Here is a 22,059-nt window from a genome sequence, read left to right on the forward strand (position 1 = left end):
AACGAGCGCGCGCGGCAGCGGGAGCAGCAGCGGGACGGGGCGCAGGGGACGGCGGGCGCCGGGCGTTCACGCGGTGTTCGCCGAACCGTCCGGAGTCCGGAGTGTGCCAGAGTGTCATGCTTTGGTGTGCGGTGGGAAGGTGACGACTGCCGGGTTCCGCTCGGTCCCCGGCAGGATCTCTCCCCCCGGAGGTCGACATGTCAGGTGCTCCCACCGCCGCCTTCCCGCGTGCGGGCCGCTCCCGCCTCCGCGCCGCCCTCGCGGCGTGCGCGCTCGCCCTCACGGGCGCGGCGGGCCTCGCCACCGCCCCCGGCGCGGCGAGGGCCGCCACGGTCCCGACGCCGGACCACACCGTGGTCGTGGTCTTCGAGAACCACTCGTACTCGCAGGTCGTGGGCACCTCCAGCGCGCCGTACATCACCTCCCTCGCCAACGGCGGCGCCAACCTCACCCAGTCCTACGCCCTGACCCACCCGAGCCAGCCGAACTACTTCGACCTGTTCTCCGGCAGCACGCAGGGCGTCACCAACGACACCTGCCCCCCGCCCGGCTCCCCCTACTCCACCGCCAACCTCGGCTCCGAACTCCTGGCCGCCGGACGGACCTGGGCCAGCTACAACGAGGGGCTCCCGTCCCAGGGCTCCACGACCTGCTCCAACAGCGCGGGCAGGTACGCGCGCAAGCACAACCCGTGGTTCTCGTTCACCAACGTCCCGGCGTCGTCCGGGTTCACGTTCGCGCAGTTCCCGACGGACTACACGACCCTGCCGAACGTCTCGTTCGTCGTCCCGAACCTGTGCAACGACATGCACGACTGCTCGGTCTCCACGGGCGACACGTGGCTGAAGAGCAAGCTGGACGCCTACGCCCAGTGGGCGACGACCCACAACAGCGTCCTGGTCGTCACCTTCGACGAGGACAACAGCCTGTCCGGCAACCGGATCGCGACGATCTTCTACGGCGCGCACGTGAAGCAGGGCGCGTACTCGACCAGGTACAACCACTTCAACGTCCTGCGCACCCTCGAGGACATGAACGGCACCACCCACGCGGGCAGCGCCGCCACCGCCACCCCCATCACCGAGATCTGGCAGTAGGCGCGGCGGGCCCTCCCGCCTGAGGGCCGTCCGAACACGGCGAACGGCCGGGCCCCCGAAAGCCCGGCCGTTCGTCGCGCAAAGCTCATGCGCCGCTCGTGCGGCGCGCGAGGCTCAGTCGTGGACGAGGCGGACGAGCATCTTGCCGATGTTGGCGCCGCGCATCATCGCCCGGAACGCCTCGAAGGCGTTCTCGATGCCGTCGACCACGGTCTCCTCGGCGACGAGCGAGCCGTCCCGCAGCCAGCCCGCGGCCCGTGCCGCGTACTCGGGCGCGAGCCCGAGGTGGTCGGTGACGATCATCCCGCGCAGGGTGAGCCGCTTGCCGACCGCGAGCGGCAGGTTGCGCGGGCCGGACGGGAGCTCGGTGGCGTTGTAGGCGGAGATCGCCCCGCACAGCGCGATCCGCCCGAAGGTGTTCATCGCGCCGATCGCGGCCTCGAGGTGGTCGCCGCCGACGTTGTCGAAGTAGACGTCCACGCCCTCCGGCGCGGCCTTGGCGAGCTGGCCGGGCAGGTCGCCCTGCCGGTAGTCGATCCCCGCGTCGAAGCCGTACGTCCCGGTGAGACGGCGCACCTTCTCCGGGCCGCCCGCCGAGCCGATCACGCGCGTCGCGCCGAGCCGCCGGGCGATCTGCCCGGCCACCGACCCGACCGCGCCCGCCGCGCCGGAGACGAACACCGTGTCACCGTCCTGGACCGGCGCGATCACGGTGAGGCCCGCGTAGGCGGTGAGCCCGGTGGAGCCGAGGACGCCCAGGTACGCCTGGGCGGGGGCGAGCGCGGTGTCCACGGCCCGCACCTCCGCCGCGCGCAGCAGCGCGTACTCGCGCCAGCCGAGGAAGTGCGTGACGGTCGTGCCGACCGGGACGTCCGCCGCGCCGGACGCGACGACCGTGCCGACCGCCGCGCCGGTCATCGGCTCGTCCAGCCCGAACGGCGGGACGTAGGACGGGACGTCGTTCATCCGCCCGCGCATGTACGGGTCGACGGAGACGAAGTCGTTCCGGACGACGACCTGCCCCTCCTCGGGGCCCGGGACGGTCACGGTCGTGAACGCGACGTCGGACGCCTCGGGCTCGCCCTCGGGACGGGCGGCGAGCCGCCATTCGCGGCTGGTGAAGGACATGGCGGCTCTCCCGGTGAGGACGTGCTGGTCAGGCCAGCATCTTGAGGATCTCGGCGGCGAGCGGCCCGGACGAGGCCGGGTTCTGGCCGGTGGCCAGGGTGCGGTCGGTCTCCACGTGGGGCTTCCAGGGCTCGCCCGCCTGGAAGTCCACCCCGGCCTCGACGAGCCGGTCCTGGAGGAGCCACTTGGCCTTCTCCGCGAACCCGGCGAGGGTCTCCTCGGCGTTGGTGAACGCGGTCACGCGGTATCCGGCGAACGCGTTGGACCCGTCGTCCTTGATCGCGGCCAGCATAGCGGCCGGGGCGTGGCAGACGATGCCGAGCGGCGTGCCGCCCGCCAGGGCCTCGGTGAGCAGGCGTCCGGAGTCGGCGTTGACCGCGAGGTCCTCCATGGGGCCGTGCCCGCCCGGGTAGAAGACGGCGTCGTAGTCGGCGAGCCGGACGTCCGCCAGCCTGACCGGGGTGCGGAACTCCTCGTGCTCCAGGGTCGCGGCGATCCGGTCGGCGCCCTCCTGACCACCGTTCGCGTCGGCGGTGAGGCTGCCCGCGTCGGCGGTGGGGACGACTCCGCCGGGCGTGGCGACCGTGACGGTGTGCCCGGCCTCGGTGAACGCCTCGTAGGGCGCCACGGCCTCCTCGGCCCAGAAGCCGGTCGGGTGCTTGGTGCCGTCGGCCAGGGTCCAGTGGTCGACGCCGGTCATCACGAACAGGATCTTTGCCATGGCTGCGCTCCCAGGGATGGTCTCGGATCAGGATGTGCCCGAACCGGGGGTTCGTTCACCAGACCGGAGCGTAGTCGGGGTGTTCTCGGCCCTACCAATAGACAGTCCTATGCCGTCCATTGGGATTCTGATGGGTTAGCAGGACAGGTGGGCCAGCGTCCGGAGGTGCTCGCGGACGAGTCCGACGTGCGGGGACGGGTGGGCCCCGGTGCGCTGGACGAGGAACGCGGTGTTGATCGGCGGGTCCTCCGGGGTGAGCAGGGGGACCAGTGAGCCATCGGTCAGCTCGGCCTGGCAGAGGTAGCGCGGCAGGACGGTCACGCCGAGCCCCGCGACGGCGGCGGCCTTGATCGCGCGCAGGTCGGGCATGACCAGGGCGGGTTCCGCGGTGAGCCTGGTGTCGAAGACGTGGCGCCAGTAGCGGCGCAGGATGGGCAGGTCCTCGGCGTAGGAGAGCAGCGGGACGTCCGCCAGCGCCGCGGGCCCGTCGGCGGCCAGGCGCTCCGGGCCGACGCGCTCGGCCCAGGACGGGGCCGCGACCAGGACGAACGTCTCGTCCGCGAACGGCTCGGCGAGCAGCGCCCGGCCGCGCGGGCGGATCGTCGACACCACCAGGTCGAAGCGTCCGGCGCGCAGCCCGGCCAGCAGGTCCTCCGCGACGCCGGTGACGATCCGCAGCCGCACGCCACGGGAGGTCAGCGGCCCGAGCGCCGGGACGACCGCCGCCGACAGGAACTCGGCGGGCCCGGCCAGCAGGACCGGCGGCTCCGGGGCGGGCTCGTCGGCCGCGCCGCCCCCGGCGACGGCCTCCAGGGCGTCCATGGGGGCGGCCAGCCGCGCGGCCAGGTCGTCGGCGGCCGGGGTGGGGGTGACCCCGCGCGGCAGCCGCTCGAACAGCTGGCGTCCGGTGCGTTCCTCCAGGGCGCGCAGCTGCGTCGTGACGGTCGGCTGGGACAGCCCGACGAGCCGCGCGGCGGCGGTCAGCGACCCGGCGCGGTAGACGGCGAGGAACGTCCGCAACTGCGCCAGGTCGAGCGGCCCATGGGAATTCCTATGGCTCACACCTTCGAGTGTATTGGGAAACGGTCATTGTGAGCGGTCGGGTGTGAAGGTGACCGGGACTTGCTTCAGCCCGCGCAGCATCCCCGGATGGCGGGGCAGGTCGGCGACCGGGACCGCGAGGGCCAGGTCCGGGAAGCGGCGCAGCAGCGTCGTCAGCGCGGTGACGATCTCCAGCCGGGCCAGCGCCGCGCCCAGGCAGTGGTGGATCCCGTGCCCGAACCCGATCTGCGGGTTGTTCTCGCGGAACACGTCCAGCACGTCCGGGTCGGGGTAGCGGGCCGGGTCGCGGTTCGCCGCGCCGATCGACACGATGACCATCTCGCCGCGCGGGATGACCGTGCCGCCGATCGGGACGTCCTCCAGCGTGAACCGGGCGACGCCGCGCGCGACCGGGCCGTCGAAGCGGAGCAGCTCGTCCACCGCGCGCGGGATGAGGTCCGGGTCGGCCCGCAGCGCGGCGAGCTGGTCGGGATGGGTGAGCAGCGTGACGACGGCGTTGGCGAGGAAGCACAGCGTGGTCTCGTGCCCGGACAGGAACAGCATGATCGTCAGGCCGACGAGCTCGTCGTCGGAGACGTCCTCGTTGGCGTGCGCGGTGACCAGGGCGCTCAGCAGGTCCTCGCCCGGCCGCGCGCGCTTCAGCGCGATCTGCTCCAGGAAGAACTCCGACATCTCGGCGCGGGCGGCGTCGGCACGTTCCAATGTCGCGCCGTCCGCGGGCGGCATCGCCAGGCCCACCGACCAGTTCCGGAACCGCTCGCGCGCCAACGGCACGCCGAGCAGTTCGCAGATCACCGCGATCGGCAGCGGCAGCGCCAGCCCCTCGACCAGGTCGCCCCGGCCGTCCGCGGCGCACGTGTCGAGCAGCTCGTCCACGATCTCCTGGACGCGCGGGGCCAGCCCGGCGACCCGGCGGGCGGTGAACGCCTTCGCCACGATGGCGCGCATCCGGGAGTGGTCGGGCGGGTCGCTCGCGAGCAGGCTCTCCATCAGGACGTTGCGGCGGCGCTCCGGCGGCAGCCCGGCGACGATGCGCGGCGCGGCCTCCAGGTCGGCGGAGAACCGGGGGTCGTTGAGCGCGAACACGGCCTCCTCGTAGCCCGTGACGGCCCAGGCGTCGACCTTGCCGCGCATCCGCACGCGGTGCACGGGCGACTCGGCGCGCATCTCGGCGAACAGCGAGTACGGGTCGAGCCACTGCGCGAAGTCCCGGGGGAGGTCGAAGACCTTGTGCGTGGTTTCAGTGGTCATTCAGGTCCTTTCCTGGCGGAGTGTTCGGGGGGCGGTCAGGGCTGGCGGGAGGAGTGGGGACGGGCGGGGCGGACGGCGTCGGTCACCGAGGTGCCGCGGCGCACGCGGCACCGCGCGCACGGCTCGCCGGAGTCGAGGTCGAGCTGGAGGGTGCGCTCCTCCGTCCAGCCCTCGAACCGGAACTCGCCCGACCCGACGTGGACGAGCGCGAACAGCGGGGCGCCGTCCCCGCCGCACAGGACGAGCCGTCCGTCCGCGACGCGCACCGAGCCGGGCACGTCCGGACGCGGCGTCCCGTCGTCGTCCTCCGACCAGTCCGGGACCGCGGCGGGCATGTCGAACTCGCAGGTCAGCGCGTCCATGTCGGTGGGGCTCAGCGGCTTGGGGGAGCGCGCGTACAGGACGTCCCGCCACGGCAGCCGGTCGCGGAACTCCGCGGGGAACAGGGCGAGCAGCTCCGGCGTGAGCCCGACGTCGATCACCGGGTGGACGCGCGGCGCGTCCCCGTCGTTGCGGACGAAGTGGAGCCGGTCGAAGTCGCCGAACCAGAGCCGTCCGGCGTCCCCGTGCCGCTCCTCGCCGCCGATGACCACGACCGCGCCCGGGTTGGTGATGACCGGGCCGTGCAGCCGCATCGCGCCCCACGGGTAGCCGCACTTGCCGTCCCGGTGCTCGTGGCAGCGCGCGCCCGGCCCGAGCGCCATCAGCCGGACGGCCCGCAGCGGGGCGGGGATGCCCGCGAGCAGCCCGGCCATGTACGGCGTCCGCGCCAGGTACGGGGTGTCGGCGTGCGGGACCAGGCCCGCGCCGCCCGGGTCCGTGAGCGCGAGGTCGCCGCCCGGGGAGCGCAGCGACAGGATCCGCCAGTCGATCTCCGCCTCCCGGCGCAGGCCCTCCTGGCCGTAGGAGCGCTGCGCCTTCCAGGTGGAGTCGCGCAGCGCCTCCGCCTCGGCGGCGAGCACGTCCGCGTCGTAGACCCGGTCCAGCGGGACGGCCGTCGGGATCCGCGTCTCCGCGCTGACGGCCGTCATGGCGCGGCCTTCCGCACCACCACCGCGCCCGGATCGTCCGGGAGGGGCGTCGCCTGCGCGAGCCCGTCGCCCTCCGCCGGGTGCAGCCCCACGGCGGCCAGGTCCTTCAGGACGGGCTCGGGCCGGTGCATGTTGTGCAGCCGCTCGGTCGGCTCGGTCGCGATCAGCTCGCCGCGCACGTACGTCCGGTAGGTCTGGCGCAGCCGGGACAGGTCGGGGCCGAGCCGTTCCGCCGCGGCCGACAGGGTGTACCGGCAGTCGCCGAGGACCTGCTCGTCCATCACGCGTTCCTCGAGGTCCGGCGCGGGCATGCGCAGCACCGTGTCCATCACGCACAGGCCGCCCGGTTCCAGGTGCGCGGCGATCGCGGCGAACAGCGTCGGCCGTTCGGCGGGCGGGACGTGCTCCAGCACGCCGCCCATGTAGACGTAGCCGAAGGTGCGGCCGAGGTCGAAGGCCGGCGCGGTGCCCTGCAGCACGGTCACCTTGCTCCGCAGGTCGGGACGCTGCGCGAGCTTGGAGATGAGCACGGCCCGCATGGTGGGGGAGCGTTCCAGGCAGGTCAGGGTGCGGGCCCGCTCGGCGACGGCGAGGGCGAGGCGTCCCGTGCCGGACCCGATCTCCAGCGCGTCCACGTCCGGCGGCGTCAGGTTGGCGAAGAACGACACCGACGGCAGCGCGTCCTCGCCCGAGCGGAACAGGTCGTAGTAGCCGGGGGTGAAAGCGTACGGATCGCTGAATGCGGTCGGGGCGGCGCCGTTCGACACGTTTCTCCCTGCGGGATCTGTGCGTAGGGTGGACGGTGGGAAGACGGGCGTTCGCGGCCGCCGGTCGCACGACGGCCGCGAACTCGCGAACCTCATGTGGTGCTCATCAGTGCCAGTACTTCATGGGGTCCTCCCTTCTCTCACTCCTCAATGGGTGACGGGACGTCCGACCCTGCGCGGCCCAGCGCGACACGCATCCGGGCGGGGCTGCGCAGGGTCAGGGCGACCCGGTAATCGGGCGCGCCCAGGGCGCGCAGTGACGCGGATCGCTCCGCGAGGACGGCCAGCACCGTCCGCGTCTGGACGGCGGCGAAGGGCGCGCCGAGGCAGGAGTGCGAGCCCCTGCCGAACCCCAGGTGCGGATTCGGATGCCGGTCGGGTCTGAGGTCGTGCGGGGCGTCGAACCGCGCCGGGTCGCGGTTGGCCGCGCCGAGGAACAGCGTCACGTCCTGGCCGGGCTCGATCTTCCTGCCGCCCAGCTCCGCGGGCGCGACGCACACCCTGCCGAGCGCCTGGACGGGCGAGCAGAAGCGCGCCAGCTCGTCCACCGCGCGCGGCGACGGGTCGGCGGCGAACGCCTCGAGCGCGCCGGGCCGCTCCAGCAGCGTGATGACCGCGAGCGACAGCAGCTTGCTCGCCGAGGTGTACCCGGCGTGCAGCAGCACCCGCAGCGTGTTCGCGGCGACCACGCGGTCCAGCTCGCCCGCCTTCACCGCGTCGGCCACGGCCCGGACGATCCCGTCCGGCGGCGGGTCGGCGAGCCAGCCGTCGGTGAGGGCCGACAGGTCCGCCCGCGCCGCCATCGCCGGTTCGAGCCGCTCGGGGAACACCCCGCCGTCCATCCCGGCCGCGACGGTCTCGGCCACGGGCGCCAGCCACGCCGGGTCCGGCTCCGGGACGCGCAGGTACCGGCAGATCGTCGACACCGTGAGCGGTTCGCAGAAGTCGGTCACGACGTCGAAGGACGACCGTCCGGACAGCCCGTCCAGCAGGGCGCGGGCGCGTTCGGCGACCATCGGCGCGGTCTCGGCGCGGTCCAGCTCGCGCAGCGCGTCCACCAGCGGACGGCGCGCGGCGGTGTGCCCGGGCGGGTCGAGCGTCTGGACGCTCACCGCCTGCGGCGGCATCGCGACACCGGCGCGGCGCGGGTCGGCGCCGAACCTCGCGCCGTCCCGCAGCACCGCGACGCAGTCGGCGTGCCGGGTCAGCAGCCAGGTGCCGAGGCCGTCGTGCCAGGCGACCGGGTCGCGCGAACGGAGCTCGTCGAACACCGGGTGCGGGTTCGGGAGCGCCGCGGGCTCGGCCAGAGCGCGGACGGGGTCGAACGACGAGGCGCCGGAGGCGGGCCGGGAGGCGGCGGGTGGGGGAGCGGCGGGTCGGGAGTCGGCGGGTGAGGGGGCGGGCAGGTGGTCAGGAGTCGGGCCACGTGCGTACCGGGGGTTCTCCTCGGTGCGAGCGTGTGTCACATCGTTGTCCACGCGGCTCCCCGGTCAAGGAGGACAGTGGGCTTCCGTGATCACTGCATGGAAACTAACCCTGTCTCCGGTCGATGTCCATTGTCAGGAATGGCCGAAGAAGAATCCCCACCGCGCCCCCTCGGGCCGGACGCCCACCGGACGCCCGGCCCGAGGCCACCCGGCCTACCGGCCGCGCAACTGTTTGAACGCCCGTGTCTGCGCGGTCAGGGCGCGCTCGGTCGGCAGCCGCTCCATACTGCTGGCGCCGTAGAACCCATGGCAGTTCTTGGCGTTCGCGAGAACGTACGCCGCGTCCTCGGGATCGGCGATCGGGCCGCCGTGGCACAGCACCAGGACGTCGTCGCGCTCGTTCAGCGCCGCCTCGGACCACGCGTCGATAAGCGCGACGCAGTCGTCCAGCGACTTGGCGGTCTCCGCGCCGATCGCCCCGCCGGTCGTCAGGCCCATGTGGCAGACCACGATGTCGGCGCCCGCGCGGGTCATCGCGACCGCGTCGTCCGCCGAGAACACGTACGGCGTCGTCAGCAGGCCGGCGGCGCGGGCGGCCTCGACCAGCTCGACCTCCAGCGCGTAGCCCATGCCGGTCTCCTCGAGGTTGGCGCGGAACACGCCGTCGATGAGGCCGACCGTGGGGAAGTTCTGGATGCCGGAGAACCCCAGTTCGCGCAGTCTCGCCAGGAAGGGGCCGCGGAGCAGGAACGGGTCGGTGCCGTTCACCCCGGCGAGCACCGGCGTGCGCTCCACGACGGGCAGCACCTCGGCGGCCATCTCCAGGACGATCTCGTTGGCGTTGCCGTAGGCGAGCAGCCCCGCCAGCGAGCCGCGCCCGGCCATCCGGTACCGGCCGGAGTTGTAGATGACGATGAGGTCGATGCCACCGGCCTCCTCGCACTTGGCCGACAGGCCCGTCCCGGCGCCGCCGCCGACGATCGGCTCGCCCCGCCGGGCCATGTCGGTGAAGCGCTCGACCAGCTCAGCGCGCGCGAAACTCATCGGGAGACCTCCTGGAAGGCCGCGACGAGCGCGGCGGCGAACTCGGGATCGTTGATGTTGTGCGGCGACCGGACGAGCCGCCGGTCCGCGGTCTGCTCGACCCGGGCCTCCAGGGTCTCGAACAGGACGCGGTCGGCCTCCGGGTCCCAGAACGGCTGCCCCGGCGCGTCCAGCGCGGACACCCCGCCCTCGGGGAGCAGGAACCGCACGGGCCCGTCCATGGCGTTCAGCTTCGCGGCGATGAACTCCGCGATCTCGCGGCACTCGTCCGGGCTGGTGCGCATGAGCGTCACCTGCGCGTTGTGCTCGTAGAACAGCCGGTCGGCGTACCGCGCGGGGACGGTGTCGCGCGCGCCGAAGTTCACCATGTCGAGCGCGCCGCACGATCCGACGTACGGGACGTCCGCCCGAGCGAACACGTCGAGCCGTTCCGGGCCCGCGCTGAACACGCCGCCGCCGACCAGGTCGCAGATCTCGGTGGTGGTGATGTCCAGGACGGCGTTGATCAGGCCGTCCCCGGCCAGTGCCTCCATCGCCCGGCCTCCGGTGCCGACGGCGTGGAAGACCAGCGTGTCGTGGCCGCCGGACAGCCGCTCGGCGACCGCCGTCACGCACGGCGTCGTCACGCCGAACATCGTCAGCGCCACGGCCGGACGGTCCTTCGCGGGCGGGATCGGGTGCGTGACCATCCCGGCGAGGGCGTGCGCGGCGTTCCCGATCACCTGCCGGGAGATCCGGTTCAGCCCGGCGACGTCGGTCACCGAGTGCATCATGGCCAGGTCGCTGACCCCGACGTACGGCGCGACGTCCCCGGCCGCGACCGTGCTGACCAGCAGCTTCGGGACGCCCACGGGCAGCGCGCGCAGCGCGGGCGCGATCATCGCCGTGCCGCCGCTGCCGCCGAGCCCGAGCACCCCGGCCACATCGCCGCGTCCGGTGAGGAACCGCTCGAACGCCACGGCCATCGCCGAGACGGCCGTGCCGCGGTCGCCGGTGAACACCGCCTCCGCGCCGCCCGGATGGGACGCCGCGACCTCCGCCGCCGTCACGTCCGCGCCCTTCGCGTCATGCTCGCGGGTCGACACGTCCACCGTGCGGACCGGCGTCCCCGCCGCCGCCACCAGCTCCGCCGCGTACCTCAGTTCCGCGCCCTTGGTGTCGAACGTCCCGACCACATAGGCCACCCGACCGTTTTCACCAGCCATCAGGCTTCCCACCTCCCTGGACGCTCCCGACGCTACCTCGGGCGACACGGTCGGACGCCCCCGCCCCGGGGCGCGCGCCACCGGTCCTTGGACGGGGCGTGAGGGTGGGCCATGATGGCGCCATGCCGAAGCCCTACGCGAGCGCGGTCATCGACGCCCCGGTGGACGACGTGTGGACGTGGGTCCGCGCGTTCGGCGGGATCGCCGAGTGGCACCCCGCGCTGGAGACCTGCGTCCTTCAGGAGGGCGACGACGGCACCGTCGGGGCCGTCCGCCGCCTGACCTCGGGCGACGCCGTCTTCGTCGAGCGCCTGACCGCGCTGGACGACGCCGAGCGCACCCAGACCTACGAGTTCCTCGAGAGCCCGTTCCCGGTCCGCCGCTACCGCGCGACGATCCGGGTCGCGCCGGTCACCGCGTCCGGCGCGAGTTTCGTCGAGTGGTGGGCCGACTACGAGGCGGACGAGGCGGAGACGGGCATGCTCACGCCGTTCTTCCGCGACAAGGTCTTCGCCGCGGGGCTCGCCGAACTCGGGGCCCACGTCACCGGGTCCCGCTGATCCCCCAGGGGCGCTGCCCCTCAGGGGTCGGCGCGCGGCGGCCGGGATCCGATCGCGGCGAACCCGGCGAAGCCCAGGTGCTCCGAGCGGTCCGGGAGCTCCACGTAGCCCGGGTGCCCGGGTTCGGCGTTCTCCCCGGTGAGGTCCGCGAGCGCCTCGTTCAGCAGCGCCTCCTCCCTGAGAAGTCGCGCGGTCTCGGACAGCGCCGCGGCGTAGGCGTCGTCGGCGTCCAGAGTCGGCATGACCCCGGGCCTCCTTCCGGTGAATGATCCCTCGCGCACAGTCAACTCCGGTAGTGGATCATGTCAAGGGGGCCGGGCGTCAAGGCCGCGCGGATCGTCACCGGAGCGGACCCTTGGCGACCGGGGTCACGGGTATCTCTCTGTGAGCCGATCGCCCCGCCCGCCCCGAGGAGACGCGCATGCCCGCCGTGCCCGAGCCGTACCTGCAGGAGATCGCCGACGGAGTCCACGCCCACATCCAGCCGGACGGCACCTGGTGCCTCAGCAACGCCGGCGTGCTCGTCGGACCGGACGCCGTCACGCTCGTCGACACGGCCGCGACCGAGCGGCGGACGCGCCTGCTGCGCGAGGCCGTCGCGTCGGTCACCCACCGGCCGGTCCGGACGGTCGTCAACACCCACCACCATGGCGACCACACCCACGGCAACCACCTGTTCGCGGGCCGGGCGCGCCTGATCGGGCACGACCTGTGCCCGCCCGCCGTCCTCGAACAGGGGACGCTGGTGAAGCGGCTGTGGCCGGACGTGGAGTGGGGCGAGGTCCCGGTCACCCCGCCGAGCATCACCTTCTCCGAACGGATGACCCTCCACCTCGGGGAACTCCGCGTCGAGCTGCACCACGCGGGCCCGGCGCACACCGACAACGACGTCGTGGTGTGGATCCCCGAGCGGCGGACGCTGCTGGCCGGGGACATCGTGTTCAACGGCGGCACCCCGTTCGTCCTGTGGGGATCGGTGTCCGGGACGCTCGCCGCGCTGGACCGGCTGCGCGCGCTCGGGGCCCGGCACGTCCTGCCCGGGCACGGGCCGGTCGGCGGCCCCGAGCTGTTCGACCGGACCGAGCGCTACCTGCGCTGGATCCAGACCCTCGCCCGGGACGCCGCGGACGCCGGACTCACCCCGTTGCAGGCCGCCCGCGAGGCCGACCTCGGCGAGTTCGCCGACTGGACCGACCCCGAACGCGTCGTCGGCAACCTGCACCGGGCCTTCCACGAACTCCCCGGCGCGGCCGGGCGGGCCGGGGCCGAACCCGGCGCGCCGCTCGACACCCGCGCCGCCTTCCTCGAGATGATCGAGTACAACGGCGGGAGGCCCCTGACCTGCCTGGCCTGAGGCGCCCGGGCGGCGCACCGGGGACGTCAGCCCCGGACGCCCCGCTCGATCGCCTCGATGACCCGGGGACGCAGCTCGGCGGCGCTCACGATGGCGTCGACCGAGCCGACCTCGACGGCGCGCTGGATGCTGTGCACGCGGTCGAACTCGGCGGCGACCTCGCCCAGCTTCTCGGCGCGGACCGACGCGCGGATCTCGGCCAGCCGCGCCATGAGCTCGACCGCCTCGGCGCCCATCGCCCCCGACATCTCCGCCTGCAGCCCCGTGACCCGCGGGTCGTTGGCCGTCCGGGCGTTGACCTCGCCGGAGAACACGACCGCCGCCGCCGGGGCGCCGCCCAGCACCGACGCGAACGACCCCTCCAGCGCCAGCACCGTCATGTTCGGGTTGAGCGCCTTGGAGAACACCACGAACGCCCCGCCGTGGTAGCGGGAGATCACGGTGAACACGATCGGGCCGTCGAAGTTCACGATCGCCCGGCCGATCTCCGCGCCGTACTCCAGCTGGAGCTTGCGCATCGACTCCGGCGAGCCGTCGAAGCCCGACAGGTTCGCCAGCACCACCAGCGGACGGTTCCCGGACGCGGCGTTGATCGCCCGCGCGGTCTTCTTCGACGACTGCGGGAACAGCGTCCCGGCCGTGTAGGAGTCCGGGCCGTCGGTGGGCGGGAAGCCGCGCCGCGGCACCGCCCGCGACTCGATCCCGACCAGGCAGACCGGGCGTCCGCCGATGTGGACGTCCTGCACCACCGAGGTCTCGGCGTCGGCCATCCCGGCCCACCGCTCCAGCACCGGGTGGTCCTGGTCGGACAGCGCCCGCATGACCGTGCGGATGTCGAACGGCTTCTTGCGGTCCGGGTTGTGCTCGGACGAGAAGATGTCGCCGACCCGGCTGAAGTCGCTGCCCTCGACCACGTGCGGGAAGTCCCGGATGTCGCGGTCGGCGGGGTCGGACGTGCCGGTCGTGCGCGGCCCCGTCTCGCCCGGGACGACGTAGGTGTGGTCGTAGTGCGCCATCAGGACGTCCCGCGCGGACGGCAGGTCCGGCGCCCAGTACTGCGCCTGGCCGTTCGGGCCCATCACCCGGTCGTAGCCGCCGATGCCGAAGTTGTCCTCGGCCGACACGCCGCCGGAGAAGTCCAGCGACTGCTTGCCGGTCAGCACCATCGCCGAGTCCGGCGTCATGACCAGCACGCCCTTGGTGTGCATGAGCATGGTCGCCTCGGCGTTCCAGTACGGCTGCGCGCCGACGTTGATGCCCGCGACCACGACGTTGATCTCGCCGCCGTCCTGGGTGAACTCCACGATCCGCTTGAGCGCCGCGGCCACCCAGTCCATGTTCTCGGTGCCGGACTCCATGGAGATCCGGGCCCCGGCCGACAGCGCGTACCACTCCAGCGGCACCCGCATCGCGGCGGCCAGGTCCAGCGCGGCGATCACGCGGCGGCACTCCGGCTCCGACAGCGCGCCGAGCGCCTTGGTCGGGTCGCCCAGCAGGACGACCCGCACGACGCCCTCGGGGTGCCGCTCGGTCGGCGTCGTCACCACGCCCGCGACGATCGCGGCGCGGTTGCGCCCCTTCGGACGGTCGACCGGGACCAGGCGGTGCGTCCCGTCCGGGCCCTCGTCCAGGTCGTGCTCGACGAAGTCGCCCAGCATCCCGGTCAGCTCGTAGGGGTACACCGTCCTGCGGCTGCGCGCCCGCAGCACCTTCTGCCGGTAGTCGTCCAGCGGCTCGACCGGCTCGGCCGGCGGGTCGCCCACGGTCAGCTCGACCCCGCCCGCGGCGTCGAACCGGATCCGGACGGCGACCTTGCGCAGCTCGCCGGACTCGGTGTCCCGCTGCCGTCCGATGAACAGCATCTCCTCCAGGCCCGCGGCCTCCGCCGTCGGCAGCACCCGCTCGAAGATCTGCTCCAGCTCGGCGCGGGTCAGGTCGCTCGGCGGCCAGACGTAGACCACGATCCGGTTCGTCGCGAACCGCTTGTTGGACGGCCGCTGCGCCTGCGCCCGCCGGATCGAGTCCAGGCAGGTCGCGATCGTGTACTCGGCCATCGGCAGCGCGACGTGCTCGCCGTCCTGGTCGCGCAGCGCGGTCAGGTCCCGGACCTGCGCGAACGCGACGAGCCGCTCGTCGGACGGGTTCTCCCGCGCGACGCACCGGAACAGGTACACCTCCTCGTCGGAGGACGGCAGCCGGGTGAGGTCGAACGCGCTGAGGCGTTCCAGCTGCATCCGCTGCGCGATGTACGGGTGCAGGCCGCGGATCAGCCGCTCCTCGACCATGCCGTCCGGGGACGGCCGGAAGGTGAAGTGGTGGTGCATCACCGCGCCGCCGCTGCCCGCGACCGTCGCGGTCAGGCGGCGCACCCGCCCGGGCAGCGGGTGGACGGCCAGGACCTGCTGAAGCGCCGCCGCCATGGCGTCGAAGTCCTCGGGCTGCTTCTCCCAGGACAGGTAGATGTCGGCGTCGATCGCGTCGCCGTTGTCGCCGCCGCCGTCGGCGGAGGCGAGTTCGGCGAGGCCGTCCAGCGCGGCGCCGAGCCGCTCGAAGCCGACCGCCGCCGACACCACCGACGAACCGGACCGCCGCCGGGCGACCACGAACGCGCAGCCCGAGGCCGTCGCCGTCCGGACGTCCAGCAGCTCCTTGTTGCCGTAGTAGCGGCGGGTCAGCACCTCGAGCATGACCGAGTTGTCCAGTCCGGCCTCGCCCGCGCCGCTCCGTCCGCTCCGGATCAGCCGCTGCCCGAGCAGCCGCACCAGCGGCTCGGTGCTGCGCACCATCTCGGCGACGCGCTCGGCGCGGTCCGGCGACTCCGGCATCGTGTCCAGGTGCCGCAGGTGGCGGCGGACCCCGGCGTACACGCGGGCGCGGTTGCGGCGCAGCAGCGGCTGCCCGAACCACGCGAACACCACGCCGCGCGCCAGGTCCGACACCGTCGGGAACCGCACCTGCGTCGCGGAGATCAGCCGTTCCAGCGCCAGCGCGGCGGGCTCGGCGAGGGCCTCCTCCGGCGGCGGCCCCTCCAGCCAGGCGCGCAGCAGCGCGGTCACGACCGACGCGTGCGCGGACGCCCGCTGCTGCGCCAGGAAGATCCGGAACACCGCCGCCTCGAGCTCGGGCGACCGGTCCAGCTCGGTGACGCCGTAGTGCGCGAACGCGGTGCGGAGCCTGCCCTGGAAGTCCTCGGGCAGCCCGGCCCGCTCGACGTCCAGGCACTGCAGGTAGGTGTGGAAGTACTCGCGCGGGCTGTGCACGTGCCCGTCCCGGCCGACGTTCCCGCCGAAGGAGGTGGCCGCCGCGCGGTCACGGCCGAGCTCGGTGAGGTCGGCGAACGCCGTGAGCAGGCCGAGCTCGCCCGCCAGCGGACGGTCCCCGTGCCGCACGGCGGCCCGGCGCGAGGCCAGGTAGTCGTCCAGCGTCCGGCGCTCGTCGTAGGGGTCGGCGTCGAAGCCGAGCAGCAGGCCGAGCAGCTCGCCGCGGCCGTGGGCGGCCCGCTCGTGCGGCGGCTGCGAGTCGGCGACGGCGGGCAGGTCCAGGTCCGCGGACGCCTCGCCGGCCTCGTCCTCGGCCGTGTCGTCCACGAGCGGCTCGAGCCGCAGCAGCGGCGCGCCCGTCTCGACCTGGCCGCCGACCGACACCAGGCATTCCTTCAGCCGGGCCTTGAACGGCGCGCGCAGCACCGTCTCCATCTTCATCGACTCCAGCACCAGCACCGGAGCGCCCGCCTCGACCTCCGCGCCGACCGCGAGCGGCGTCGCCACCACCAGCGCGGGCGCGGGGGAGCGGACGACGCCGCCCTCGTCCCGGCTGATCCGGTGCGCGACGCCGTCGACCTCGACCAGGTGGACGGGCCCGTGCGTGCCGGTGAGCAGCCGGTACCGGACGCCGTTCACCACGATCTGCCCGGCGTGCCGGTCGAAGCGGTCGAGCTCCACGTCCGCGGTGCGGACCTGGTCGCCCGCCTCCAGCCCGACCCGGAACCGCCGCGCGCCGACCCGCGCGACCCGCACCCGGTAGGCGGCGCCGCGCAGCTTCAGCTCCAGCGGACGTCCCGACTCGTGCCGCGCCTGCGGCCGTCCGCCGGACGCCGTCGCCACCAGCCGCTGCCGCTCGGCCCGCTCCTGCTCCTCGTACGCCTCGATCGCGGCGGCGGCGAGCGCCACGGCCGCGTGCCGGTGCGCGACCAGGCCGCCGTCCGCGCGGACCCGGTCGATCCAGCCGGTGTCGGCGGACGCGTCGATCACCTCGGGACGGTCCAGCAGGTCCAGCACGAAGCTCTTGTTGGTCGCGCCGCCCTCGATCACGACCGTGGTCTCGGCCATGGCCCGGCGCAGGCGGCCGAGCGCCTGGTCGCGGTCCCGGCCGAACGCGATGATCTTGGCGATCATGGAGTCGAAGTCGGCCGGGATCCGGTCGCCCTCGCCGACCCCGGTGTCCACCCGGACGCCCGGACCGGCGGGCAGCACCAGCCGCGCGATGCGTCCGGGCGCGGGCGCGAAGTCGCGGTCGGGGTCCTCGGCGTTCAGCCGCGCCTCGATCGCGTGCCCGAGCTCCTCCGGCCGCTCGCCCTCCAGGCGCCCGCCGTCCGCGACGTGCAGCTGCAGCCGGACCAGGTCGGTGCCCGTGGTGATCTCGGTGATCGGGTGCTCGACCTGGAGGCGGGTGTTGACCTCCAGGAACGCGAACAGCCGGTCGCCCGGGTGGTACAGGAACTCCACCGTGCACGCGCCGCGGTACCCGACCGCCAGCGCGAGCCGCTCCGCCGACGCCTTCAGGTCCGCGACCTGCTCCGGGTCCAGGACCGGCGACGCCGACTCCTCGATGATCTTCTGGTTGCGGCGCTGGACCGAGCAGTCCCGCACGCCGAGCGCCCAGGCGGTGCCCTGGCCGTCCGCGATCACCTGCACCTCGACGTGCCGCGCCCCGGTGACCAGGCGCTCCAGGAACACCACACCCGAGCCGAACGCGCGCAGCGCCTCCTGGCTCGTCCGCTCGTAGGCGTCGGTCAGCTCGTCGTGCGACGACACCTTCCGGATGCCGCGCCCGCCGCCGCCCGCGGTCGCCTTCAGCATCAGCGGGTAGCCGATCTCCTCCCCGGCGCGCAGCGCGTCCTCCAGGGTCTCGACCGCGCCGCGGCTCCACGGCGCGACCGGGACGCCGACCTCCTCGGCGATCAGCTTCGCGCCGATCTTGTCGCCCAGCCGCCGCATCGCCTCCGCGGACGGCCCGACGAACGTCACGCCGATCCGGTCGCACAGCTCGGCGAAGGCCGGGTCCTCGGCGACGAAGCCCCAGCCGACCCACGCCGCGTCCGCGCCGGTCTCCACCAGCGCCCGCTCCAGCACCGCGAGGTCCAGGTACGGGCGGTCCGCCGCCGCGCCGAGCGAGTAGGCGACGTCCGCCTCCCGGACGAACGTCGCGGCGCGGTCGGCGTCGGTGTACAGCGCGACGGTCTCGATCCGCGCCCCCGTCTCCGCCGCGAGGTCCCGGACCGCGTGGATGAGCCGCATCGCGGCCTCTCCGCGGTTGACGATCGCGATTCGCCTGAACACCGGCCGAGCCTCCAAACACCCGTGAACACGATGGGCGACACCCGGCACCGGGATGTCGCCTAGTCCGTCCTCCAGCCTGTCCGATTCCGGCCCTGCACACCAATGCGTGCGGCCACACGTGCCGGGCCCTCTGCCTTGTGGGAACCCCACAAACGGTACGCCGCCTCTCGGTGACGGTCTTATCACCGTGTGCTGTTTCGCCCCTTCGGGGCGATCATGCCGCCGGGCCGTAAACGGCGCTCAGGACGACGTGCAGCAGGGTGTCGATCAGGTCGTCCTGGTCGAGGACGGGCTCCCGGCCGGTGAACAGGGCGGTCATCGAGCGTTCGACCATGAGGCTCAGGGCGGTCGCCAGATCGCGCGCGGGCGGGCCGTCCGCGGCGGCGCCCGCGGCCCGCTCGGCCTCGATGATCGCCGCGTCCCGGTCGACCCAGCCCGTCATGAGCCGCGACCAGAGCGCCCCGATCTCCGGATCGGTCGCGCGCGCCGCGTCCGCCGCGGCGGTGACCGCGCGGTGCGAGCCGAAGGCGCCGAGGAACGCGGTCAGGACGTCCCGCCAGAAGGCCGCCGGGTCGGCGATGGGGGAGGGCGGGCGCGGGACGATCGCGCGGTCGGCCTCCTCGGCCACCCGGTCGAGCAGCGAGAGCAACACGTCCTTCTTGCCCGAGAAGTAGAAGTAGAAGGTCGGGCGGGAGATGCCCGCGCCGGACGCCAGGTCCTCGATCGAGATCTCGGTCAGCGGACGCTCGGCCAGCAGCCGTTCGGCCGTCGCGAGGATGGCCGCCTCGCGCTCGTCGCCCGACGGGCGGGACGGGCGGCGGCCGCGCGAGGCCCGTGACGTCGTCATGTTCTCGATCCTAGACAACGTCGAATCCGTCGACACGGTGTCGAGATCTACGCTACGTCGGGAACATCGACACAGTGTTGAGAGTTGGGGGGAATAAAGGGACATAGAGCTACAAACGTCGCGCCCGTCCCAGGGATGCGGCGGATCGGGAGGCGATGAGCATGCTGGCCGGACGGCTTCACTTCACCGGGGAGGGCGGACGGGAGTTCCGGATCGACGAGGTGCCGGTGCCGGAGCCCGGTCCGGACCACGTGCTGGTCAAGGTCGAGGCGGCCGGGGTCTGCCTGTCCGACGTCCACCTCATCGACGGCACCCTGACCCCGTTCCTGCTCACCGACGACGCCGTCACCCTCGGCCACGAGACCGCGGGGACCGTCCACGCCCTCGGCCCGGGCGTCACCGGCGCGAAGGTCGGCGACCGCGTCCTGCTCCAGGCGGGCGAGGAACGCGGCGGCATGACCTACACGCGCGGCGTCGACTACGACGGCGGGTGGGCCGAGTACGCCCTCGCCCGCGTCGACACCCTCGTCCCGATCCCGGACGACCTGCCGTTCGAGCAGGCGTGCTTCGTCCCGGACGCGGTCTCCACCCCGTGGGGCGCGATCACCGCGACCGCCGGGGTCCGCCCGGCCGAGGCGGCCGGCGTCTGGGGCGTCGGCGGGCTCGGCGCGCACGGCGTCCAGCTGCTGAGGATGGCCGGGGCCGCCCCGATCATCGCGGTCGACCCGCTGCCCGCCGCCCGCGAGCGCGCGCTCGAGTTCGGCGCGGACCTCGCCCTCGACCCCGCCGACCCCGCCTTCCGGGACCGGATCCTCACCGCCACGGGCGGCCTGGGCGTCGCCGCCGCGTTCGACTTCGCGGGGGTGCCCGCCGTCCGCGAGCAGGCCGTCTCGGTCCTCGCCCCCGGCGGACGCCTCACCCTCGTCGGCCTCACCGACAAGCCCATCACGATCACCGACGGCACCCTGTTCAGCTTCTTCCAGAAGAAGCTGCTCGGGCACTACGGCTCCACGCCCGAGCACGTCGTCGAGCTCGTCAAGCTCCTGCGGACGCACCGGCTCGACTTCTCGCGCTCGGTCAGCGCCGTCATGCCGCTCGCGGACGCCGCCAGGGCCGTCCACGCGCTGGAGACCAAGGAGGGCGACCCGATCCGCATCGTCCTCAAGCCCTGACGGCTTCTCCACGCCGTCCCCGGGTAGGCCTGGTGCCGAGGCGACACGGGAGGGCACCATGCGAGGCGACCGCACCCCGGACCTGGACCGGATCCCCGGCCCGCCCCCGCAGGACGGCGCGGAGGCCGTCGCCGCGGCCGGTGGCCTGCACAACTACCAGCTGAAACTGCACGCCGAGCACGGCCCGGTCGTCCGGTTCGCCCTGCCCGGCGCGGACCCGGCGGTGTCGGTCGCCGACCCCCTCCTGCTGGAGGCGGTGGCCGGGATCGACAAGCGTCCGGAGGCCCTGTTCGCCTTCCTGGCCCCGCTCCAGGAGGCGGGCAACCTCCAGACGCTCCCGGCCGCCGAGCACACTCTGTGGCGGCGGGTGCTCCTGTCCGTCCTGGCCGGACGGCCCTCGCACGAGGCCCACTTCGGCCGCCTCGCCGAGCTGACCGTCCAGCTGGCCGACCGGTGGGCGCGGCAGGGCGAGGTCGAACTGCAGAAGGACCTCAGCGAACTGTCGCTGCGCATGATCAGCGCCTACGCGCTCGGCGGCGGCCTGTCCCCGGAACGGTCGGGACGCGTCGTCGCGGCGTTCGAGGACGTCCTGACCGAGTACCTGGCCCGCCTCTACCAGGTCGAAGGCGGGCCCGGGGCGCGCGCCGCGTCCTCGCTGGCCTACCTGCGCCGCACCGTGGACGACGTCCTCGCCGCCCACCGCGTGACGCCCGGCCGCAGCGATCTCGTCTCGGCCCTGGCCAGGGCCGACATCCCTCCGGCCCGCATTCGCGACACGGTGCTGATGACCATGCTCGCCGCCCACCACACCACCGGCGTCGCCATCTCCTGGACGCTCTACCTGCTGTCCCGCCACCCGGACGCGGCCACGCGCGCCGCCGCCGAGGTCGACGCCGTCCTGGGCGGACGATCCGTCCCCGAATACGCCGACCTCCGGCGGATGACCTACCTGGACCGAGCCCTCAAGGAGGCCATGCGCCTGTTCCCGCCGGGTCCGTACGGCGCCCGCGAGGCCACCGAGGACGTGGCGCTCGGCGAGTACACCGTCCCGGCGGGCACGACGATCTTCCTTCCGATCTGGGCCGTCCACAAGAACCCCCGGTACTGGCCCGACCCGGAGCGGTTCGACCCCGACCGTTTCACCCCGGAGGCGTCGGCCGGACGTCCGCGCCTCGCCCACATCCCGTTCGGACTCGGCCCGCGAAGCTGCGAGGGCGCGGCCCTGGCGATGGTCGAGGCGCAGCTCGTCCTGGCCGTCCTGCTGAAGCGCTTCCGGTTCCGCCTCACGCCGGGACGGTCGATCACGCCGATCGAGCGCTTCGTCCTGTGGGCCGAGGGCGACATCCGCATGGACCTCACGCCCCGCGCCGGGGTCACTTCCCCTCGAGCCGGCGCCTGATCTTGTCCGGATCGCCGAACACCGGCGCGTTCACCTGCTCCCGCAGACGCTCCATCTCCCGCCGGTCCCGCTTGGTCGGACGCCCCGCGCCCCGGTCGCGCAGCCCGGCCGGCATGGTCAGCTCACGCGGCGGCGGAGGCGGGCTGTTGTCGACCAGGCACTCCGCGGCCACCGGCGCCCCGACCCGCTTGCGGATGACCTTCTTCACCTCGACCACCCGCTCGCGGCCCTCGACCCGGACCCGCACCTCGTCCCCGGCCTTGACCGTCGTGGCGGGCTTCGCGCGCTCGTCGTTCACCCGCACGTGCCCGGCCCTGCACGCCGCCGTCGCCTGCGACCGGGTCTTCAACAGCCGGACCGACCAGATCCACAGATCGACCCGCACCGTCTCCTCACCTGACATGATCCGCAGACTAACCCCACCCCCCACCCACCC

Annotated in this window: 18 protein-coding genes; 5 read left to right on the top strand and 13 right to left on the bottom strand. The window is 73.7% G+C overall.

Going from position 1 to position 22,059, the window contains the following annotated elements; all coding sequences use genetic code 11:
* Positions 1–197 precede the first annotated feature (197 nt).
* Positions 198–1,097, top strand: coding sequence for an alkaline phosphatase family protein (locus tag P696_RS0116685; protein ID WP_026413229.1), 900 nt, complete (start codon positions 198–200; stop codon positions 1,095–1,097).
* Positions 1,098–1,211: 114 nt separating this feature from the next.
* On the opposite strand, the gene P696_RS0116690 is transcribed toward P696_RS0116685, so the two are convergent.
* From P696_RS0116690 to P696_RS0116730, 9 genes are all read right to left on the bottom strand, one after another.
* The gene (locus P696_RS0116690; protein WP_026413230.1) at positions 1,212–2,225 is read right to left on the bottom strand and encodes an NADP-dependent oxidoreductase; all 1,014 of its coding nucleotides are present in this window, start codon (positions 2,223–2,225) and stop codon (positions 1,212–1,214) included.
* A gap of 28 nt (positions 2,226–2,253) precedes the next feature.
* The gene (locus tag P696_RS0116695; protein ID WP_026413231.1) at positions 2,254–2,946 is read right to left on the bottom strand and encodes a type 1 glutamine amidotransferase domain-containing protein; all 693 of its coding nucleotides are present in this window, start codon (positions 2,944–2,946) and stop codon (positions 2,254–2,256) included.
* 135 nt (positions 2,947–3,081) lie between these two features.
* A complete protein-coding gene (locus P696_RS0116700) occupies positions 3,082–4,008 on the bottom strand; it encodes a LysR family transcriptional regulator (RefSeq protein ID WP_026413232.1) in 927 nt (308 codons plus the stop codon).
* A gap of 24 nt (positions 4,009–4,032) precedes the next feature.
* Positions 4,033–5,259 (bottom strand): cytochrome P450 family protein, encoded by a 1,227-nt coding sequence (locus P696_RS46055; RefSeq protein WP_034485316.1) that lies wholly within the window; start codon positions 5,257–5,259, stop codon positions 4,033–4,035.
* Between the two features lie 35 nt (positions 5,260–5,294).
* Positions 5,295–6,290, bottom strand: a complete 996-nt coding sequence (locus P696_RS0116710) for an aspartyl/asparaginyl beta-hydroxylase domain-containing protein (RefSeq protein ID WP_034485320.1) — start codon at positions 6,288–6,290, stop codon at positions 5,295–5,297.
* Positions 6,287–7,057: a class I SAM-dependent methyltransferase gene (locus P696_RS52520; protein WP_051467761.1), complete on the bottom strand. Its 771-nt coding sequence runs from the start codon at positions 7,055–7,057 to the stop codon at positions 6,287–6,289. The genes P696_RS0116710 and P696_RS52520 overlap by 4 nt, the downstream gene beginning before the upstream one ends.
* Before the next feature lie 140 nt (positions 7,058–7,197).
* Positions 7,198–8,535 carry a cytochrome P450 gene (locus P696_RS46065; RefSeq protein WP_157429744.1) on the bottom strand — a complete coding sequence of 446 codons (1,338 nt, stop codon included), beginning with the start codon at positions 8,533–8,535 and terminating at the stop codon, positions 7,198–7,200.
* Positions 8,536–8,697: 162 nt separating this feature from the next.
* Entirely contained in the window at positions 8,698–9,528 is an 831-nt protein-coding gene (locus P696_RS0116725; protein WP_026413234.1) for a phosphoenolpyruvate hydrolase family protein, read from the bottom strand.
* On the bottom strand, positions 9,525–10,733 hold the full coding sequence (locus tag P696_RS0116730; protein WP_026413235.1) for a Tm-1-like ATP-binding domain-containing protein: 1,209 nt from the start codon (positions 10,731–10,733) through the stop codon (positions 9,525–9,527). The genes P696_RS0116725 and P696_RS0116730 overlap by 4 nt, the downstream gene beginning before the upstream one ends.
* A gap of 122 nt (positions 10,734–10,855) precedes the next feature.
* On the opposite strand from P696_RS0116730, the gene P696_RS0116735 reads away from it, so the two are divergent.
* Entirely contained in the window at positions 10,856–11,293 is a 438-nt protein-coding gene (locus tag P696_RS0116735; RefSeq protein WP_026413236.1) for an SRPBCC family protein, read from the top strand.
* Between the two features lie 20 nt (positions 11,294–11,313).
* On the opposite strand, the gene P696_RS0116740 is transcribed toward P696_RS0116735, so the two are convergent.
* The gene (locus P696_RS0116740) at positions 11,314–11,535 is read right to left on the bottom strand and encodes a hypothetical protein (protein ID WP_026413237.1); all 222 of its coding nucleotides are present in this window, start codon (positions 11,533–11,535) and stop codon (positions 11,314–11,316) included.
* 179 nt (positions 11,536–11,714) lie between these two features.
* Between P696_RS0116740 and P696_RS0116745 the strand changes: the two genes are divergently transcribed.
* Positions 11,715–12,647 carry an MBL fold metallo-hydrolase gene (locus tag P696_RS0116745; RefSeq protein WP_026413238.1) on the top strand — a complete coding sequence of 311 codons (933 nt, stop codon included), beginning with the start codon at positions 11,715–11,717 and terminating at the stop codon, positions 12,645–12,647.
* 26 nt (positions 12,648–12,673) lie between these two features.
* Here the strand turns inward: P696_RS0116745 and P696_RS0116750 are convergent, their stop codons facing one another.
* Together P696_RS0116750 and P696_RS0116755 are read right to left on the bottom strand one after the other, a co-directional pair.
* A complete protein-coding gene (locus tag P696_RS0116750) occupies positions 12,674–18,205 on the bottom strand; it encodes an ATP-binding protein (protein WP_026413239.1) in 5,532 nt (1,843 codons plus the stop codon).
* 214 nt (positions 18,206–18,419) lie between these two features.
* On the bottom strand, positions 18,420–19,052 hold the full coding sequence (locus P696_RS0116755; RefSeq protein ID WP_026413240.1) for a TetR/AcrR family transcriptional regulator: 633 nt from the start codon (positions 19,050–19,052) through the stop codon (positions 18,420–18,422).
* Positions 19,053–19,207: 155 nt separating this feature from the next.
* Here P696_RS0116755 and P696_RS0116760 point away from each other — a divergent pair, with 155 nt between their 5' ends.
* Positions 19,208–20,224 (top strand): zinc-binding dehydrogenase, encoded by a 1,017-nt coding sequence (locus tag P696_RS0116760; RefSeq protein WP_026413241.1) that lies wholly within the window; start codon positions 19,208–19,210, stop codon positions 20,222–20,224.
* Between the two features lie 58 nt (positions 20,225–20,282).
* Positions 20,283–21,623: a cytochrome P450 gene (locus P696_RS0116765; RefSeq protein ID WP_034485324.1), complete on the top strand. Its 1,341-nt coding sequence runs from the start codon at positions 20,283–20,285 to the stop codon at positions 21,621–21,623.
* Here the strand turns inward: P696_RS0116765 and P696_RS46070 are convergent.
* Positions 21,598–22,026: an RNA-binding S4 domain-containing protein gene (locus tag P696_RS46070; RefSeq protein WP_211245772.1), complete on the bottom strand. Its 429-nt coding sequence runs from the start codon at positions 22,024–22,026 to the stop codon at positions 21,598–21,600. The genes P696_RS0116765 and P696_RS46070 overlap by 26 nt on opposite strands.
* Between the last annotated feature and the right edge of the window lie 33 nt (positions 22,027–22,059).

Source organism: Actinomadura oligospora ATCC 43269, assembly GCF_000518265.1.
Taxonomy (GTDB): domain Bacteria; phylum Actinomycetota; class Actinomycetes; order Streptosporangiales; family Streptosporangiaceae; genus Spirillospora; species Spirillospora oligospora.

Bases quoted from the DNA above. Each gene is read 5' to 3' on its own strand.
- P696_RS0116685 (WP_026413229.1), top strand. From the start codon at position 198: ATGTCAGGTGCTCCCACCGCCGCCTTCCCGCGTGCGGGCCGCTCCCGC.
- P696_RS0116690 (WP_026413230.1), bottom strand. From the start codon at position 2,225: ATGTCCTTCACCAGCCGCGAATGGCGGCTCGCCGCCCGTCCCGAGGGC.
- P696_RS0116695 (WP_026413231.1), bottom strand. From the start codon at position 2,946: ATGGCAAAGATCCTGTTCGTGATGACCGGCGTCGACCACTGGACCCTG.
- P696_RS46055 (WP_034485316.1), bottom strand. From the start codon at position 5,259: ATGACCACTGAAACCACGCACAAGGTCTTCGACCTCCCCCGGGACTTC.
- P696_RS0116710 (WP_034485320.1), bottom strand. From the start codon at position 6,290: ATGACGGCCGTCAGCGCGGAGACGCGGATCCCGACGGCCGTCCCGCTG.
- P696_RS0116725 (WP_026413234.1), bottom strand. From the start codon at position 9,528: ATGAGTTTCGCGCGCGCTGAGCTGGTCGAGCGCTTCACCGACATGGCC.
- P696_RS0116730 (WP_026413235.1), bottom strand. From the start codon at position 10,733: ATGGCTGGTGAAAACGGTCGGGTGGCCTATGTGGTCGGGACGTTCGAC.
- P696_RS0116735 (WP_026413236.1), top strand. From the start codon at position 10,856: ATGCCGAAGCCCTACGCGAGCGCGGTCATCGACGCCCCGGTGGACGAC.
- P696_RS0116740 (WP_026413237.1), bottom strand. From the start codon at position 11,535: ATGCCGACTCTGGACGCCGACGACGCCTACGCCGCGGCGCTGTCCGAG.
- P696_RS0116745 (WP_026413238.1), top strand. From the start codon at position 11,715: ATGCCCGCCGTGCCCGAGCCGTACCTGCAGGAGATCGCCGACGGAGTC.
- P696_RS0116755 (WP_026413240.1), bottom strand. From the start codon at position 19,052: ATGACGACGTCACGGGCCTCGCGCGGCCGCCGCCCGTCCCGCCCGTCG.
- P696_RS0116760 (WP_026413241.1), top strand. From the start codon at position 19,208: ATGAGCATGCTGGCCGGACGGCTTCACTTCACCGGGGAGGGCGGACGG.
- P696_RS0116765 (WP_034485324.1), top strand. From the start codon at position 20,283: ATGCGAGGCGACCGCACCCCGGACCTGGACCGGATCCCCGGCCCGCCC.
- P696_RS46070 (WP_211245772.1), bottom strand. From the start codon at position 22,026: ATGTCAGGTGAGGAGACGGTGCGGGTCGATCTGTGGATCTGGTCGGTC.